The following is a 14909-nucleotide window of genomic DNA, read 5'->3' as shown; positions in this document are numbered from 1 at the left end:
GTCATGTCGGACACCGTCCTGCCGGTGCTGATCCTGTCCTGGCTGCTCTGCATGCACGGCTGGCTCAGCGACGGCCCGGTCAGGCACCGCTACTGGTACGCGGCCGGCACCGGCGCGGCCGCCGCCTACTCGATGGCCACCCACGACCGCGGCGGGGTCGTGGTCGCCCTCACCGGTGTGGTGTTCGTCGGCGTGCTGGCACTGCGCTGGGCGCCGTGGCGCACCACGCTGGTCGGCCTCGCCACGCTCGCCGTCGGTTCGGCCGGCTCCAAGGCACTGTCCTGGTGGCTCGACCGGCAGTTCACCGTCGAGCCGAGCAAGGTCGGCAGCTACCTGATCGACGGCCTGAAGAACCCCGACATCCTGCAGCGCACGCTGACCAGGACCACCGGGCAGATCTGGTACTTCATCGTCTCGACCTGGGGGATCGGCGGCCTGGCCGTCGTCGTCTGCGTGTTCGCGCTCTTCAGCGGCCGCTTCCCGCGCCCGCACCGGATCGTCGGCGGCGTGATGGTGGCCCTGCTCGTCGGCACCGCGCTGGCCTCGGCCGCCGCCCTGCCCGACGACGCGCGCATCGACAACTGGGTGTACGCCCGCTACGTGGCCTACCTCGTCCCGGCGGCCTTCGTGGCCGGTGTCGCGGTGCTGTCCCGGTTCAGCCTGCGCAACGTCGTCTGGACGGTGGCCGGCTCGGTCGTGCTCACCCTCGTCCTCGCCAAGCTGGTGATCTGGTCCGCCGGCAAGCTGCTGTACACCCAGGTCTTCATCGGCTGGGGCATGCCGGACGTGAGCTTCCTGGCCGCCGACTGGTCCAGGCTGAACATGATGAGGGCGTCCGCCGCGGCCTTCGTCATCCTCGGCGCCGTCGCCCTGATGCTGGTGGCGGGCGGCCGGCGGGTGCTCTGGGCGGTGGGCCTCTCGCTCGCGCTGTTCGCCGGGTTCGCCACCGCCACCATCACCGAGCAGGTCGCCTACCCGCACTCGAACTGGCGCAAGCCGCTCGCGACGGGCTTCACCAAGTCCGCCGGGATCAAGCCCAAGGACAGCCTGGTGCTCGCCTGGGACCTCGACGGCAGCCTGCGGATGGCCCAGGCCTTCGAGGTCTACCAGGGCCGGGTCTGGTACCTGGACCCGCGCTGGCAGCCCGTCCCCGACGCGGCGACCGCGATCGTCACCCCGCTGGCGGAGGAGGGCAAGGCGCCGGAGTCCTACTGGAAGGACCACCCGGGCGAGTGGTTCGTGGAGCGGACCAACAAGCAGCAGGGCTGGATGGTCTGGCGCAAGCACTGAGTGACCGGACGGACCCGGTCGGGGCCGGCGGGGGAGACCCCGCCGGCCCCGATTCGCTTTGTCGCTGCTCCATGTGGCAGTATGTCCAAGTTGCTCGGTTGAGTGCCGATGCTACGCGCCTCCCGCCGGGAGGACTGGAAGCGAGTCCCATGTACTCGTCGTTCCCGTGATGGCCGTTCATGTGTTCACGTGAAGTATGTGAATGCAGTGGTGTGAAATCGACACCGCGGCAGCTGCGGGGCGGACGTACGGGAATCTTCCGGGAAGCGTGGGCGGGGCCTCGATCCGGCGCCTGGTGGGTGCAAGACCTCACCGATCCAGTGGGAAATCCGCAGGGGGAGACTCCTGTCGGATTTTTTGCAGGCGGACGTGCGACACGCCCGACCGCGTGGGTCGGAGGTAACCATCCAGAGGTGCCGCCGGACACAGTCCACCCGGACGAATCCGGTCGTAGAAGCAGCAGACGACACAAAGGACTACTGAGTAGCCATGGCGGGACAGAAGATCCGCATCCGGCTCAAGGCCTACGACCACGAGGTGATTGACTCCTCGGCGAAGAAGATCGTCGAGACCGTCATTCGCACTGGTGCGCAGGTCGCGGGCCCGGTGCCGCTGCCCACTGAGAAGAACGTGTACTGCGTCATCCGCTCGCCGCACAAGTACAAGGACTCGCGCGAGCACTTCGAGATGCGCACTCACAAGCGTCTGATCGACATCCTCGACCCCACGCCGAAGACGGTTGACTCGCTGATGCGTCTCGACCTGCCGGCTGGTGTCGACATCGAGATCAAGCTCTGAGAGGCACACCGAAGATGGCTAAGCAGATTAAGGGCATCCTGGGCGAGAAGCTCGGCATGACCCAGGTCTGGGACGAGAACAACCGGATCGTTCCGGTGACCGTCGTCAAGGCTGGGCCCAATGTCGTGACCCAGGTCCACACCGCCGACAGCCCGGCCGGCTACGACGCCGTCCAGATCGGCTTCGGCGAGATCGACCCCCGCAAGGTGAACAAGCCCCTCGCGGGCCACTTCGCCAAGGCCGGTGTCACCCCGCGCCGCCACCTGGTCGAGCTCCGTACGACGGACGCGTCCGAGTACACCCTCGGCCAGGAGATCACCGCGGAGCTGTTCGAGGCGGGTGTCAAGGTCGACGTGACCGGCACCTCCAAGGGCAAGGGCTTCGCCGGTGTCATGAAGCGCCACAACTTCCGGGGCCTCGGCGCCGGTCACGGTGTGCAGCGCAAGCACCGCTCGCCCGGCTCGATCGGTGGCTGCGCCACCCCGGGTCGTGTGTTCAAGGGCGTACGGATGGCCGGCCGGATGGGCCACGAGCGCGTGACCACCCAGAACCTGACCATCCATGCCGTTGACGCGGAGAAGGGGCTGCTCCTGATCAAGGGCGCAATCCCGGGCCCGAACGGCGGCCTCGTCCTCGTCCGCACTGCGGCGAAGGGGCTGTGAGGATATGAGCACCATTGACATCCTGTCGCCCTCGGGCGACAAGACCGGCAGCCTCGAGCTTCCGGCCGAGATCTTCGACGCGAAGGTCAGCGTTCCGCTGATGCACCAGGTCGTCGTGGCGCAGCTCGCTGCGGCCCGTCAGGGCACCCACAAGACCAAGACTCGTGGCGAGGTCCGCGGCGGCGGCAAGAAGCCGTACCGCCAGAAGGGCACCGGCCGCGCTCGTCAGGGCTCGACCCGCGCCCCGCAGTTCGCCGGCGGTGGCGTCGTGCACGGTCCCGTGCCGCGTGACTACTCGCAGCGGACCCCGAAGAAGATGATCGCCGCCGCCCTGCGCGGTGCGCTCACCGACCGGGCCCGCCACAACCGCATCCACGTCGTCACCGACGTGGTCGCGGCCGAGGCGCCGTCGACCAAGGCCGCCAAGGGCCTGTTCGGCAAGATCAGCGAGCGCAAGAACATCCTCCTCGTCGTCGAGCGTGCCGACGAGCTGGGTCTCAAGAGCGCCCGCAACCTGCCGAACGTGCACATCCTGGACGCCGGCCAGCTGAACACCTACGACGTGCTCGTCTCCGACGATGTGGTCTTCACCCAGGCCGCCTTCGAGCGTTTCGTGGCGGGTCCCGCCGCGTCCGCCAAGGCCGTGGCTGCTGAGGGCGAGCTCGAAGGGAGCGCCGCCTGATGGCTGCAGAGATCACGAGCAAGACGTTCACGGACCCCCGTGACGTCCTGGTGAAGCCGGTCATCTCCGAGAAGAGCTACTCGCTCCTCGACGAGAACAAGTACACGTTCGTCGTGTCGCCCGGTGCCAACAAGACCCAGATCAAGCAGGCCGTCGAGGCGGTCTTCTCGGTCAAGGTCGAGTCCGTCAACACGCTCAACCGTCAGGGCAAGCGCAAGCGCTCCAAGACGGGCTTTGGCAAGCGCAAGGACACCAAGCGCGCCATCGTGACGCTGGCTGAGGGCAACCGCATCGACATCTTCGGTGGTCCGGTCTCCTAACGGGGATCGTGATCGTCGATAAGGACGAGGACGAGAGAGCCAAATGGGCATCCGCAAGTACAAGCCGACTACGCCGGGCCGTCGTGGCTCCAGCGTGGCCGACTTCGTAGAGATCACGCGGTCCACGCCGGAGAAGTCGCTGGTTCGCCCCCTGCACAGCAAGGGCGGCCGTAACAACGCCGGTCGGATCACCGTTCGCCACCAGGGTGGTGGACACAAGCGCGCCTACCGCGTGATCGACTTCCGTCGTCACGACAAGGACGGCGTGCCGGCCAAGGTCGCGCACATCGAGTACGACCCGAACCGCACCGCGCGCATCGCGCTCCTGCACTACGCGGACGGCGAGAAGCGCTACATCATCGCGCCGCGCGGCATCGCGCAGGGTGACCGGGTCGAGAACGGCGCTGGCGCCGACATCAAGCCCGGCAACAACCTGCCGCTTCGCAACATCCCGGTCGGTACGACCATCCACGCGGTGGAGCTGCGTCCCGGTGGCGGTGCCAAGATGGCCCGCTCCGCCGGTGCCGGCATTCAGCTGCTGGCGCGTGAGGGCAAGATGGCGCACCTGCGCATGCCCTCCGGTGAGATCCGCCTGGTCGACGCGCGCTGCCGCGCGACCGTCGGCGAGGTCGGCAACGCCGAGCAGTCGAACATCAACTGGGGCAAGGCCGGCCGTATGCGCTGGAAGGGCGTCCGCCCGACCGTGCGTGGTGTGGCCATGAACCCGATCGACCACCCGCACGGTGGTGGTGAGGGTAAGACCTCCGGTGGTCGCCACCCGGTCTCGCCGTGGGGCCAGAAGGAGGGTCGCACTCGTAGCCCGAAGAAGGCTTCGAACGCCCTCATCGTGCGCCGCCGCAAGACCAACAAGAAGCGCTAGGAGCAGGTCAGATGCCGCGCAGTCTCAAGAAGGGCCCCTTCATTGACGGCCACCTTCTCAAGAAGGTGGACGCGCAGAACGAGGCGGGTACCCAGAACGTCATCAAGACCTGGTCCCGTCGCTCCGTGATCTTCCCGGCCATGCTCGGCCACACGATCGCGGTGCACGATGGCCGTAAGCACGTCCCGGTGTTCGTCACCGAGTCGATGGTCGGCCACAAGCTCGGCGAGTTCGCGCCGACGCGTACCTTCCGCGGTCACGTCAAGGACGACCGCAAGTCGAAGCGTCGCTAGTCGCCAGCGAGATTACCGACTCAATGACTTACACCAGCAAGGGGACAACCATGGAAGCCAGGGCCCAGGCGCGGTACATCCGCGTCACGCCCATGAAGGCCCGCCGCGTGGTGGACCTCATCCGTGGCCTGAACGCCACGGAGGCCCAGGCGGTCCTGCGTTTCGCTCCGCAGGCCGCTACCGTGCCGGTCGGCAAGGTGCTCAACAGCGCCATCGCCAACGCCGCGCACAACTACAACCACTCCAACGTGGACGACCTCGTCATCAGCGAGGCGTACGTTGACGAGGGTCCGACCCTGAAGCGGTTCCGTCCGCGTGCCCAGGGCCGTGCCTACCGGATCCGCAAGCGGACCAGCCACATCACCGTGGTCGTCAGCAGCAAGGAAGGGACCCGGTAATGGGCCAGAAGGTTAACCCGCACGGGTTCCGCCTCGGCATCAGCACGGACTTCAAGTCCCGCTGGTACGCCGACAAGCTGTACAAGGACTACGTCAAGGAAGACGTTGCCATTCGTCGCATGATGACGAAGGGCATGGAGCGCGCCGGCATCTCCAAGGTCGAGATCGAGCGCACCCGCGACCGCGTCCGCGTCGACATCCACACCGCCCGTCCCGGCATCGTCATCGGTCGCCGTGGCACCGAGGCCGACCGCATCCGCGGCGACCTCGAGAAGCTGACCGGCAAGCAGGTCCAGCTGAACATCCTCGAGGTCAAGAACCCCGAGCTGGACGCCCAGCTCGTGGCTCAGGGCGTCGCGGAGCAGCTGTCCTCCCGCGTCTCCTTCCGCCGTGCCATGCGCAAGTCGATGCAGGGCACCATGAAGTCCGGCGCCAAGGGCATCAAGGTCCAGTGCTCCGGTCGTCTCGGCGGCGCCGAGATGAGCCGTTCGGAGTTCTACCGCGAGGGCCGTGTGCCGCTGCACACCCTGCGCGCGAACGTCGACTACGGCTTCTTCGAGGCCAAGACGACCTTCGGCCGTATCGGTGTGAAGGTCTGGATCTACAAGGGCGACGTCAAGAACATCGCCGAGGTCCGCGCTGAGAACGCCGCTGCCCGCTCGGGCAACCGTCCGGCCCGTCCCGAGGGTGGTCGTCCCGCCCGCGGTGGCGAGCGCCGTGGTGGCGAGCGCGGTGGCCGTGGCCGTCGTCCCGCCGGTGCCGAGGCTCAGGCCCCGGTCGCCGCCGAGACCCCGGCTGCCGAGAACACCGGAACGGAGGCCTGACCGCAATGCTGATCCCCCGTCGGGTCAAGCACCGCAAGCAGCACCACCCCAAGCGCCGTGGCGCTGCCAAGGGTGGCACCGAGCTCGCCTTCGGCGAGTACGGCATCCAGGCCGTCACCCCGGCCTACGTGACGAACCGGCAGATCGAGTCCGCTCGTATCGCCGTCACCCGTCACATCAAGCGTGGCGGCAAGGTCTGGATCAACATCTACCCGGACCGTCCGCTCACCAAGAAGCCGGCCGAGACCCGCATGGGTTCCGGTAAGGGTTCGCCCGAGTGGTGGATCGCGAACGTGCACCCGGGTCGGGTCATGTTCGAGCTGTCGTACCCCAACGAGAAGGTGGCTCGTGAGGCGCTGACCCGCGCAGCTCACAAGCTCCCGATGAAGTGCCGGATCATCCGGCGCGAGGCAGGTGAGAGCTGATGTCGGCCGGCACCAAGGCTGCTGACCTCCGCGAGCTGGACAACGAGGGTCTCGTTGCCAAGCTCCGTGAGGCCAAGGAGGAGCTGTTCAACCTCCGCTTCCAGGCGGCGACCGGGCAGCTCGACAACCACGGACGGCTCAAGCTCGTCCGTAAGGACATCGCGCGGATCTACACCCTGATGCGCGAGCGCGAGCTGGGCATCGAGACGGTGGAGAACGCCTGATGACTGAGAACACCAACGAGACGCGCGGTTTCCGCAAGACCCGTGAGGGCCTCGTCGTCAGCGACAAGATGGACAAGACCGTCGTCGTCGCCGTCGAGGACCGCGTCAAGCACGCGCTGTACGGCAAGGTCATCCGCCGTACGAACAAGCTGAAGGCGCACGACGAGGCGAACGCCTGCGGCATCGGCGACCGGGTCCTCCTCGCGGAGACCCGCCCGCTGTCCGCGACGAAGCGCTGGCGCGTCGTCGAGATCCTCGAGAAGGCCAAGTAACGAAGTTGATGCGGTACGGCCGTATGTGCACCAGGTCCCTCGCGGGCGCTGGTGTGAGCAGCGGCCGGCCCGTCAGCTCTCGTTGACGATCAGGAGAAAGCTGTGATCCAGCAGGAGTCGCGACTGCGTGTCGCCGACAACACGGGCGCGAAGGAAATCCTTTGCATCCGCGTTCTCGGTGGCTCCGGTCGCCGCTACGCCGGTATCGGGGACGTCATCGTCGCCACCGTCAAGGACGCGATCCCCGGCGGTTCGGTGAAGAAGGGTGACGTCGTCAAGTGCGTCGTCGTCCGCACCGTGAAGTCGCGCCGTCGTCCCGACGGTTCGTACATCCGGTTCGACGAGAACGCCGCTGTCGTTCTCAAGAACACCGACGGTGACCCCCGCGGTACCCGCATCTTCGGCCCGGTGGGCCGCGAGCTGCGCGACAAGAAGTTCATGAAGATCATCTCGCTTGCGCCGGAGGTGCTCTAACCCATGGCGAACAGCATGAAGATCAAGAAGGGTGACCTGGTCCAGGTCATCACCGGCAAGGACCGCGGCAAGCAGGGCAAGGTCATCCAGGCCATGCCCGCCGAGAACAAGGTCCTGGTCGAGGGTGTGAACCGGGTCAAGAAGCACACCAAGCCGGGTCCGGGTACTCAGGGCGGCATCATCACCGTCGAGGCCCCGGTGCACGTCTCCAACGTCCAGCTGGTCGTGGAGAAGGACGGCAAGAAGGTCGTCACCCGCGTGGGCTACCGCTTCGATGACGAGGGCAACAAGATCCGCGTTGCCAAGCGAACCGGTGAGGACATCTGATGTCTGAGACGTCTGTTGAGAAGGTGACCCCCCGTCTCAAGGAGCGTTACAACTCCGAGATCAAGGGTCAGCTGCAGGAGCAGTTCTCGTACGAGAACGTCATGCTGACGCCCGGCCTGGTCAAGGTCGTCGTCAACATGGGTGTCGGCGAGGCCGCCCGTGACAGCAAGCTGATCGAGGGTGCGATCCGCGACCTGACCGCGATCACCGGTCAGAAGCCGGCCGTGACCAAGGCTCGCAAGTCCATCGCGCAGTTCAAGCTGCGCGAGGGCCAGCCGATCGGCACCCACGTCACCCTCCGTGGTGACCGCATGTGGGAGTTCCTGGACCGTCTGGTGTCGCTGGCCCTGCCGCGTATCCGTGACTTCCGTGGTCTCTCCCCCAAGCAGTTCGACGGCCGTGGCAACTACACCTTCGGTCTGACCGAGCAGGTTATGTTCCACGAGATCGACCAGGACAAGGTCGACCGTCAGCGCGGTATGGACATCACCGTCGTGACCACCGCTCAGACCGACGACGAGGGCCGGGCGCTCCTGCGCGCTCTGGGCTTCCCGTTCAAGGAGGCGTGAGCCAATGGCGAAGAAGTCCCTCATCGCAAAGGCCGAGCGGAAGCCGAAGTTCGGCGTCCGGGCCTACACCCGGTGCCAGCGCTGCGGTCGCCCGCACTCGGTGTACCGCAAGTTCGGCCTCTGCCGTGTGTGCCTCCGTGAGATGGCCCACCGCGGCGAGCTGCCGGGCGTGACCAAGAGCTCCTGGTAGTCAGGACCTCGCGGTAACGCCATCGCGAAGCAGGTGTGCCCGATCCCACAGAGCCCCTTTTTGGGGCTGCGTACGGAATCCCGTAAGGTAGTGAGGTCGGGCCCCCTGTCGCGGGAGCTCCATAGCTGCCGTCGACCCTCTTCGGAGGGCTCGCACCCAGTCTTACGACGCCGCAGGTCCCCTGCGTCTGTGCCCCTGTCGCACTCCTCGGAGTGCGGCGGGGGGACCTGGCGCGGAGAAACCACGGCGAGAGAGGCCTGAGGCCATCATGACCATGACCGACCCCATCGCAGACATGCTCACGCGTCTGCGTAACGCGAACTCGGCGTACCACGACACCGTGGCGATGCCGGCTAGCAAGATCAAGGCGCACGTCGCCCAGATCCTGCAGCAGGAGGGGTACATCTCCTCCTACAAGGTTGAGGAGCCCGTCGAGGGCGAGGTCGGCAAGAAGCTGACCATCGAGCTCAAGTTCGGTCCCAACCGTGAGCGCTCGATCGCTGGCATCAAGCGGATCAGCAAGCCGGGCCTGCGGGTCTACGCAAAGTCCACCAACCTGCCGAAGGTTCTCGGCGGCCTGGGCGTGGCGATCATCTCCACGTCTTCCGGTCTCCTCACCGACAAGCAGGCTGCCAAGAAGGGCGTAGGCGGAGAAGTTCTCGCCTACGTCTGGTAATTCGGGAAACGGAGGTACAGCAATGTCGCGCATTGGACGGCTGCCCATCCCGGTTCCCGCCGGCGTGGACGTCACCATCGATGGCCAGGCGGTCTCGGTGAAGGGCCCGAAGGGGTCCCTCACCCACCACGTCGCCGCGCCGATCGAGATCGGCAAGGGCGAGGACGGCACGCTGCTCGTCACCCGCCCCAACGACGAGCGTCTGTCGAAGGCCCTGCACGGCCTTTCCCGCACGCTGGTGGCGAACATGATCACCGGCGTGACCGCGGGCTACCGCAAGTCGCTGGAGATCAGCGGTGTTGGCTATCGAGTCCTGGCGAAGGGCTCCAACATGGAGTTCCAGCTCGGCTACAGCCACCCGATCCTGGTCGAGGCCCCGGAGGGCATCACCTTCGTCGTCGAGTCGGCCACCAAGTTCCACGTGGACGGCATCGACAAGCAGAAGGTCGGCGAGGTCGCCGCGAAGATCCGCAAGCTGCGCAAGCCCGACCCGTACAAGGCCAAGGGCGTCAAGTACGCGGGCGAGGTCATCCGCCGCAAGGTCGGAAAGAGTGGTAAGTAAGCGATGAGCGTCTCTGTCAAGATCGGCAAGGGCAACGCCTACAAGAGCGCCGCTCGCAAGCGCCGCGCTATCCGTGTTCGCAAGCGCGTCACCGGCACCGAGGTGCGTCCGCGCCTCGTCGTGACCCGCTCGAACCGCCACATGGTCGCCCAGGTCATCGACGACGCCAAGGGTCACACCCTGGCGTCGGCGTCCACCCTCGACGTGTCCATCAAGGGCGTCGAGGGCGACAAGACCGAGCTGGCCAAGAAGGTCGGGAGCCTGGTCGCCGAGCGCGCCAAGGCCGCCGGCATCGAGTCGGTCGTCTTCGACCGCGCGGGCAACCGGTACGCAGGCCGCATCGCCGCTCTGGCCGATGCTGCCCGTGAGGCCGGGCTCGACTTCTAAGCCGCTCGTCGGCTCAGTCGACGGACGTAATCGAGAGAGGTAATTCCAATGGCTGGACCCCAGCGCCGCGGTAGCGGCGCCGGCGGCGGCACCGGCGGTGGCGAGCGGCGCGACCGTAAGCGTGACGACCGGGGTAACGCCCCCGCCGTCGAGAAGACCGCTTACGTCGAGCGTGTCGTTGCGATCAACCGTGTCGCCAAGGTTGTCAAGGGTGGTCGTCGTTTCAGCTTCACCGCGCTGGTCGTGGTGGGCGACGGTGACGGCACCGTAGGTGTCGGCTACGGGAAGGCGAAGGAGGTTCCGGCCGCCATCGCCAAGGGTGTTGAGGAGGCCAAGAAGAACTTCTTCAAGGTCCCCCGTATCCAGGGCACCATCCCTCACCCGATCCAGGGCGAGAAGGCTGCCGGCGTCGTGCTCCTGAAGCCGGCTGCCCCCGGTACCGGTGTTATCGCCGGTGGCCCGGTGCGTGCCGTGCTCGAGTGCGCCGGTATCCACGACATCCTGTCGAAGTCGCTCGGCTCCGACAACGCGATCAACATCGTGCACGCCACGGTGGCCGCTCTGAAGGGCCTCGTGCGCCCCGAGGAGATCGCCGCCCGTCGTGGCCTGCCGCTGGAGGACGTGGCTCCCGCCGCTCTGCTGCGGGCTCGTGCTGCAGGGGTGAGCGCCTGATGGCTCGCCTGAAGATCACGCAGACCAAGTCCTACATCGGCAGCAAGCAGAACCACCGCGAGACGCTGCGCTCGCTGGGTCTGAAGCGCATGCACGATGTGGTCGTCAAGGAGGACCGTCCCGAGATCCGCGGGATGGCCCAGACCGTGCGTCACCTCGTCACGGTCGAGGAGGTGGACTGATTATGGGCGACTCGCCGATCAAGGTTCACAACCTGCGTCCCGCCCCGGGTGCCAAGACCGCCAAGACCCGCGTCGGTCGTGGTGAGGGCTCCAAGGGTAAGACCGCCGGTCGTGGTACCAAGGGCACCAAGGCCCGCTACCAGGTTCCGCAGCGCTTCGAGGGTGGCCAGATGCCGCTCCACATGCGCCTGCCGAAGCTGAAGGGCTTCAAGAACCCGTTCAAGATCACGTTCCAGGTCGTCAACCTCGACAAGCTGGCCGAGCTCTACCCGCAGGGTGGCGAGGTCACTGTCGAGGACCTGGTGGCCAAGGGCGCGGTTCGCAAGAACTCCCTCGTCAAGGTGCTCGGCACCGGCGAGATCTCGGTCGCGCTGCAGGTGACGGTCGACGCCGTCTCCGGCTCCGCCGCCGAGAAGATCACCGCCGCCGGCGGTACCGTCACCGAGCTCGTCTGAGCCCGCTGACTTTCCACGAGCCCCGCACCTCCTTCACGGAGGTGCGGGGCTCGTGCGTTGTCGAAGTGGTCCGTCGCCGCTCCAGGGCAGGTGCGGGCCTCGTTCTTTTGTGTGGCAAACCCGGGCATCCCGTACCCCGTGAGTGGGGGAGGGGCCGTACGCGCTTCTTTCGAGTGGCCGCGCACTGTTAGAGTCCGTGGAGTTCCCTTGTAGGCTGCGCGTAGGCTCGCCTGTGCCGTCTGTACGGGGGCCCGAACCGCAAACTCCCCATTCAGGACCGACCCTCCCGCCGACGACGCGCGGGAGGCGCAGGAGGCACCGTGCTCAGTGCGTTCGCGCGGGCGTTCCAGACGCCCGACCTGCGCAAGAAGCTGCTGTTCACGCTGGGCATCATGGTGCTGTTCCGGCTGGGCTCCCACGTCCCGGTTCCCGGGGTCAGCTTCCAAGCTGTCAACGAATGTGTGAAGGACACCAAGAGCAGCGGATTGTTCGGGCTCGTCAACCTGTTCAGTGGTGGCGCGCTCCTCCAGCTGACGATCTTCGCGCTCGGCATCATGCCGTACATCACGGCCAGCATCATCCTCCAGCTCCTCACCGTCGTGATCCCGCGACTCGAGGCGCTGAAGAAGGAGGGGCAGGCCGGTACCGCGAAGATCACCCAGTACACGCGTTACCTGACCATCGCGCTCGCCGTGCTCCAGGGCACCGGCATCGTGGCGACGGCCTCCAGCGGTGCGCTGTTCTCGGGCTGCGTCTACGCCAACCAGATCGTGCCGGACCAGTCGGTGTTCCGGATCGCCGTCATGGTGATCACGATGACCGCCGGTACCACGTTCATCATGTGGCTGGGTGAACTGATCACCGACCGCGGCATCGGCAACGGCATGTCGATCCTCATCTTCACCTCGATCGCCTCGGGCTTCCCGGGCTCGATGTGGGCGATCAAGCAGTCCGGCACCATCGGTGACGGCTGGGTCGAGTTCCTCTCCGTGGTCGCGGTCGGCGTCATCGTTGTGATGCTGGTCATCTTCGTGGAGCAGGCCCAGCGCCGGATCCCGGTCCAGTACGCGAAGCGGATGATCGGGCGGCGCGCCTTCGGCGGCACCTCGACCTACATCCCGCTCAAGGTGAACCAGGCCGGTGTCATCCCGGTCATCTTCGCCTCGTCGCTGCTGTACATCCCCGCCCTGGTGGTCCAGCTGACCAGCAGCCAGGCCGGCTGGGCGACGTGGATCAGGACCAACTTCGTCAAGGGTGACCACCCCGTCTACATGGCCACCTACTTCCTGCTGATCGTCTTCTTCGCCTTCTTCTACGTCGCCATCTCCTTCAACCCCGAAGAAGTTGCCGACAATATGAAGAAGTATGGTGGGTTCATCCCGGGCATCCGGGCCGGCCGGCCGACGGCCGAGTACCTGAACTACGTGCTCACCCGCATCACGTGGCCGGGTTCGCTCTACCTGGGCCTGATCGCGTTGATCCCGATGATCGCCCTGGTCGCCTTCGGACAGCAGACCAACTTCCCGTTCGGCGGCACCAGCGTTCTCATCGTCGTCGGCGTCGGACTCGAAACTGTGAAGCAGATCGAGAGCCAGCTCCAGCAGCGCAATTACGAAGGGTTCCTCCGCTGATGCGTATCGTCCTCGTCGGGCCTCCCGGGGCCGGGAAGGGTACTCAGGCGCACCTGCTCGCCAAGACCCTGTCCATCCCCCACATCTCCACCGGCGACCTCTTCCGCGCCAACATTGGTCAGGGCACCCCGCTGGGGCTCGAGGCCAAGAGCTTCATGGACGCGGGTCGCCTGGTGCCGGATGAGGTCACCATCGGGATGGCCAAGGACCGCATGCTCCAGCCCGATGCCGCCAACGGCTTCCTGCTCGACGGCTTCCCGCGCAACCTTGGCCAGGCCAAGGCGCTGGACGAGTTCCTGGCCGAGCAGGGCATCGCGCTGGACGGCGTGCTGGACCTTGAGGTCCCCGAGGACGAGGTCGTCCGCCGGATCGCCGGCCGCCGTCTGTGCCGCAACGACGGGGGCCACGTCTTCCACGTGGACTACAACCCGCCGAAGGCCGAGGGCGTCTGCGACGAGTGCGGCGGCGAGCTGTACCAGCGCTCCGACGACACCGAGGAGAAGGTGCGGACGCGGCTGGAGGTCTACCACACGGAGACCGAGCCGATCATCGACTACTACGCCCAGCAGGGCCTGGTGGCGACCATCCCCGCGCTCGGCAAGGTGGACGAGGTGACCCAGCGCGCGATCGAGGCGCTGAAGCAGGACAGCTGACATCACGAGCGACGCCCTACGGCCGCGCCGCCCCTCGCCGGGGCGGCGCGGCCGTGCCGCGTCGTACGGTGGAACGAGTGCACGGCCGCCCGGCAAGGACCGGGCGGGAACCCAAGGAAGGCGTGACCAGATGGTGGAGATCAAGACCCCCGAGCAGATCGCGAAGATGCGAGCGGCCGGGCTGGTCGTCGCCGAGGCGCTGAAGGCCTGCCGGGAGGCGGTCGCCCCGGGGGTGACCACCCAGGAGCTGAACGACGTCGCGGACAAGGTCATCACCGACCACGGCGCCACCTCGAACTTCCGGGCCGACCACGGCGGGCTCTGGTTCCCGGGGGTGATCTGCGCCTCGGTGAACAACGAGGTCGTGCACGGCATCCCCGGCGACCGGGCGCTGCAGGAGGGCGACATCATCTCGATCGACTGCGGCGCCATCGTGGACGGTTGGCACGGCGACGCGGCGATCACCGTCGCGGTCGGCGAGGTCCGGCCCGAGGTGGAGATGCTCAGCCGGGTCACCGAGGGCTCGATGTGGGCTGGCATCGCCCAGATGAAGAAGGGCAACCGCCTCGCCGACGTCTCCAAGGCGATCGAGGGCTTCATTCGCCGCCAGCCGCTGCCGCCCAAGGGCAAGTGGGGCATCACCGAGGGCTACGGCGGCCACGGCATCGGCACCGCGATGCACATGGAGCCGCACGTGCTGAACTACGTGGAGCGGGGCCGCGGCAAGGGCCCCAAGCTGATCCCCGGCACCGTGCTGGCCATCGAGCCGATGGTCTCGCTGGGCACCCCGCACACCACCGTGCTGGAGGACGACTGGACCGTCGTGACCACCGACGGCACCTGGGCCTCGCACTGGGAGCACTCGGTGGCCGTGACCGAGCAGGGCCCGCTGGTACTCACGGCCTTCGACGGCGGCCGGGCCGAACTCGCGAAGCTGGGCATCACCGCGGCTCCGGACCCCCTCGGCTAGTCGCGGAGGCGGTCAACTGCCGCGTCTGACAAGGGATCAGAGCCCTGGAGGTTTGGACCTCCAGGGCTTTTGTCCTATTTTTATCGGCTGGCA

The 14909-nt window shown here is 66.9% G+C and carries 25 protein-coding genes; all 25 read left to right on the top strand.

Features of this window, described 5'->3' with window-relative positions:
• A partial coding sequence (locus AB0J08_RS13250; protein WP_360631640.1) for a hypothetical protein occupies positions 1–1290 on the top strand: 1290 nt, incomplete at its 5' end.
• Between the two features lie 489 nt (positions 1291–1779).
• Positions 1780–2088, top strand: a complete 309-nt coding sequence (rpsJ, locus tag AB0J08_RS13245) for a 30S ribosomal protein S10 (RefSeq protein WP_012785157.1) — start codon at positions 1780–1782, stop codon at positions 2086–2088.
• Positions 2089–2102: 14 nt separating this feature from the next.
• Complete coding sequence (gene rplC / locus AB0J08_RS13240) at positions 2103–2750, top strand: 50S ribosomal protein L3 (RefSeq protein WP_327677876.1); 648 nt, start codon at positions 2103–2105, stop codon at positions 2748–2750.
• A 4-nt stretch (positions 2751–2754) separates the two neighbouring features.
• Positions 2755–3432, top strand: a complete 678-nt coding sequence (gene rplD / locus AB0J08_RS13235) for a 50S ribosomal protein L4 (protein ID WP_360631636.1) — start codon at positions 2755–2757, stop codon at positions 3430–3432.
• The gene (gene rplW / locus AB0J08_RS13230; RefSeq protein ID WP_104816576.1) at positions 3429–3752 is read left to right on the top strand and encodes a 50S ribosomal protein L23; all 324 of its coding nucleotides are present in this window, start codon (positions 3429–3431) and stop codon (positions 3750–3752) included. The genes rplD and rplW overlap by 4 nt, the downstream gene beginning before the upstream one ends.
• A 43-nt stretch (positions 3753–3795) precedes the next feature.
• Complete coding sequence (gene rplB / locus AB0J08_RS13225) at positions 3796–4632, top strand: 50S ribosomal protein L2 (protein ID WP_360631633.1); 837 nt, start codon at positions 3796–3798, stop codon at positions 4630–4632.
• Between the two features lie 11 nt (positions 4633–4643).
• On the top strand, positions 4644–4925 hold the full coding sequence (rpsS, locus tag AB0J08_RS13220) for a 30S ribosomal protein S19 (protein ID WP_030055821.1): 282 nt from the start codon (positions 4644–4646) through the stop codon (positions 4923–4925).
• 50 nt (positions 4926–4975) lie between these two features.
• Positions 4976–5323 carry a 50S ribosomal protein L22 gene (gene rplV / locus AB0J08_RS13215; RefSeq protein WP_360631630.1) on the top strand — a complete coding sequence of 116 codons (348 nt, stop codon included), beginning with the start codon at positions 4976–4978 and terminating at the stop codon, positions 5321–5323.
• Positions 5323–6147 (top strand): 30S ribosomal protein S3, encoded by an 825-nt coding sequence (rpsC, locus tag AB0J08_RS13210; RefSeq protein ID WP_329885381.1) that lies wholly within the window; start codon positions 5323–5325, stop codon positions 6145–6147. Before rplV ends, rpsC begins: the two co-directional genes overlap by 1 nt.
• Before the next feature lie 5 nt (positions 6148–6152).
• Positions 6153–6572, top strand: a complete 420-nt coding sequence (gene rplP / locus AB0J08_RS13205; RefSeq protein ID WP_030055824.1) for a 50S ribosomal protein L16 — start codon at positions 6153–6155, stop codon at positions 6570–6572.
• Positions 6572–6796: a 50S ribosomal protein L29 gene (gene rpmC / locus AB0J08_RS13200; protein WP_063348970.1), complete on the top strand. Its 225-nt coding sequence runs from the start codon at positions 6572–6574 to the stop codon at positions 6794–6796. Before rplP ends, rpmC begins: the two co-directional genes overlap by 1 nt.
• Positions 6796–7068: a 30S ribosomal protein S17 gene (gene rpsQ / locus AB0J08_RS13195; RefSeq protein WP_030055826.1), complete on the top strand. Its 273-nt coding sequence runs from the start codon at positions 6796–6798 to the stop codon at positions 7066–7068. Before rpmC ends, rpsQ begins: the two co-directional genes overlap by 1 nt.
• Positions 7069–7170: 102 nt before the next feature.
• Entirely contained in the window at positions 7171–7542 is a 372-nt protein-coding gene (gene rplN, locus AB0J08_RS13190; RefSeq protein WP_030393301.1) for a 50S ribosomal protein L14, read from the top strand.
• A gap of 15 nt (positions 7543–7557) precedes the next feature.
• Positions 7558–7869 (top strand): 50S ribosomal protein L24, encoded by a 312-nt coding sequence (gene rplX, locus AB0J08_RS13185; RefSeq protein WP_360631665.1) that lies wholly within the window; start codon positions 7558–7560, stop codon positions 7867–7869.
• Positions 7869–8438, top strand: a complete 570-nt coding sequence (gene rplE / locus AB0J08_RS13180) for a 50S ribosomal protein L5 (protein ID WP_030300393.1) — start codon at positions 7869–7871, stop codon at positions 8436–8438. Before rplX ends, rplE begins: the two co-directional genes overlap by 1 nt.
• A 4-nt stretch (positions 8439–8442) precedes the next feature.
• Entirely contained in the window at positions 8443–8628 is a 186-nt protein-coding gene (locus tag AB0J08_RS13175; RefSeq protein ID WP_030393303.1) for a type Z 30S ribosomal protein S14, read from the top strand.
• A gap of 268 nt (positions 8629–8896) precedes the next feature.
• On the top strand, positions 8897–9304 hold the full coding sequence (gene rpsH, locus AB0J08_RS13170; RefSeq protein WP_030232489.1) for a 30S ribosomal protein S8: 408 nt from the start codon (positions 8897–8899) through the stop codon (positions 9302–9304).
• Between the two features lie 22 nt (positions 9305–9326).
• Complete coding sequence (gene rplF, locus AB0J08_RS13165) at positions 9327–9866, top strand: 50S ribosomal protein L6 (RefSeq protein ID WP_329488120.1); 540 nt, start codon at positions 9327–9329, stop codon at positions 9864–9866.
• Positions 9867–9869: 3 nt separating this feature from the next.
• On the top strand, positions 9870–10253 hold the full coding sequence (gene rplR / locus AB0J08_RS13160) for a 50S ribosomal protein L18 (protein WP_360631627.1): 384 nt from the start codon (positions 9870–9872) through the stop codon (positions 10251–10253).
• A 48-nt stretch (positions 10254–10301) separates the two neighbouring features.
• A complete protein-coding gene (gene rpsE / locus AB0J08_RS13155) occupies positions 10302–10925 on the top strand; it encodes a 30S ribosomal protein S5 (protein WP_030055834.1) in 624 nt (207 codons plus the stop codon).
• The gene (gene rpmD, locus AB0J08_RS13150) at positions 10925–11107 is read left to right on the top strand and encodes a 50S ribosomal protein L30 (protein WP_030300409.1); all 183 of its coding nucleotides are present in this window, start codon (positions 10925–10927) and stop codon (positions 11105–11107) included. The genes rpsE and rpmD overlap by 1 nt, the downstream gene beginning before the upstream one ends.
• A complete protein-coding gene (gene rplO, locus AB0J08_RS13145) occupies positions 11107–11562 on the top strand; it encodes a 50S ribosomal protein L15 (protein ID WP_360631662.1) in 456 nt (151 codons plus the stop codon). Before rpmD ends, rplO begins: the two co-directional genes overlap by 1 nt.
• A 320-nt stretch (positions 11563–11882) precedes the next feature.
• A complete protein-coding gene (gene secY, locus AB0J08_RS13140) occupies positions 11883–13193 on the top strand; it encodes a preprotein translocase subunit SecY (protein ID WP_360631624.1) in 1311 nt (436 codons plus the stop codon).
• Positions 13193–13846, top strand: coding sequence for an adenylate kinase (locus AB0J08_RS13135; RefSeq protein WP_360631621.1), 654 nt, complete (start codon positions 13193–13195; stop codon positions 13844–13846). Before secY ends, AB0J08_RS13135 begins: the two co-directional genes overlap by 1 nt.
• A gap of 130 nt (positions 13847–13976) precedes the next feature.
• Positions 13977–14816, top strand: coding sequence for a type I methionyl aminopeptidase (map, locus tag AB0J08_RS13130; protein WP_360631618.1), 840 nt, complete (start codon positions 13977–13979; stop codon positions 14814–14816).
• The last annotated feature ends 93 nt before the right edge of the window (positions 14817–14909 follow it).

The sequence above is a fragment of the Kitasatospora sp. NPDC050463 genome (assembly GCF_040655255.1).
Classification (GTDB): Bacteria; Actinomycetota; Actinomycetes; order Streptomycetales; family Streptomycetaceae; genus Kitasatospora.
Note: the sequence above shows the minus strand (reverse complement) of the source record. Positions and strands in the feature narration are given on the sequence as shown.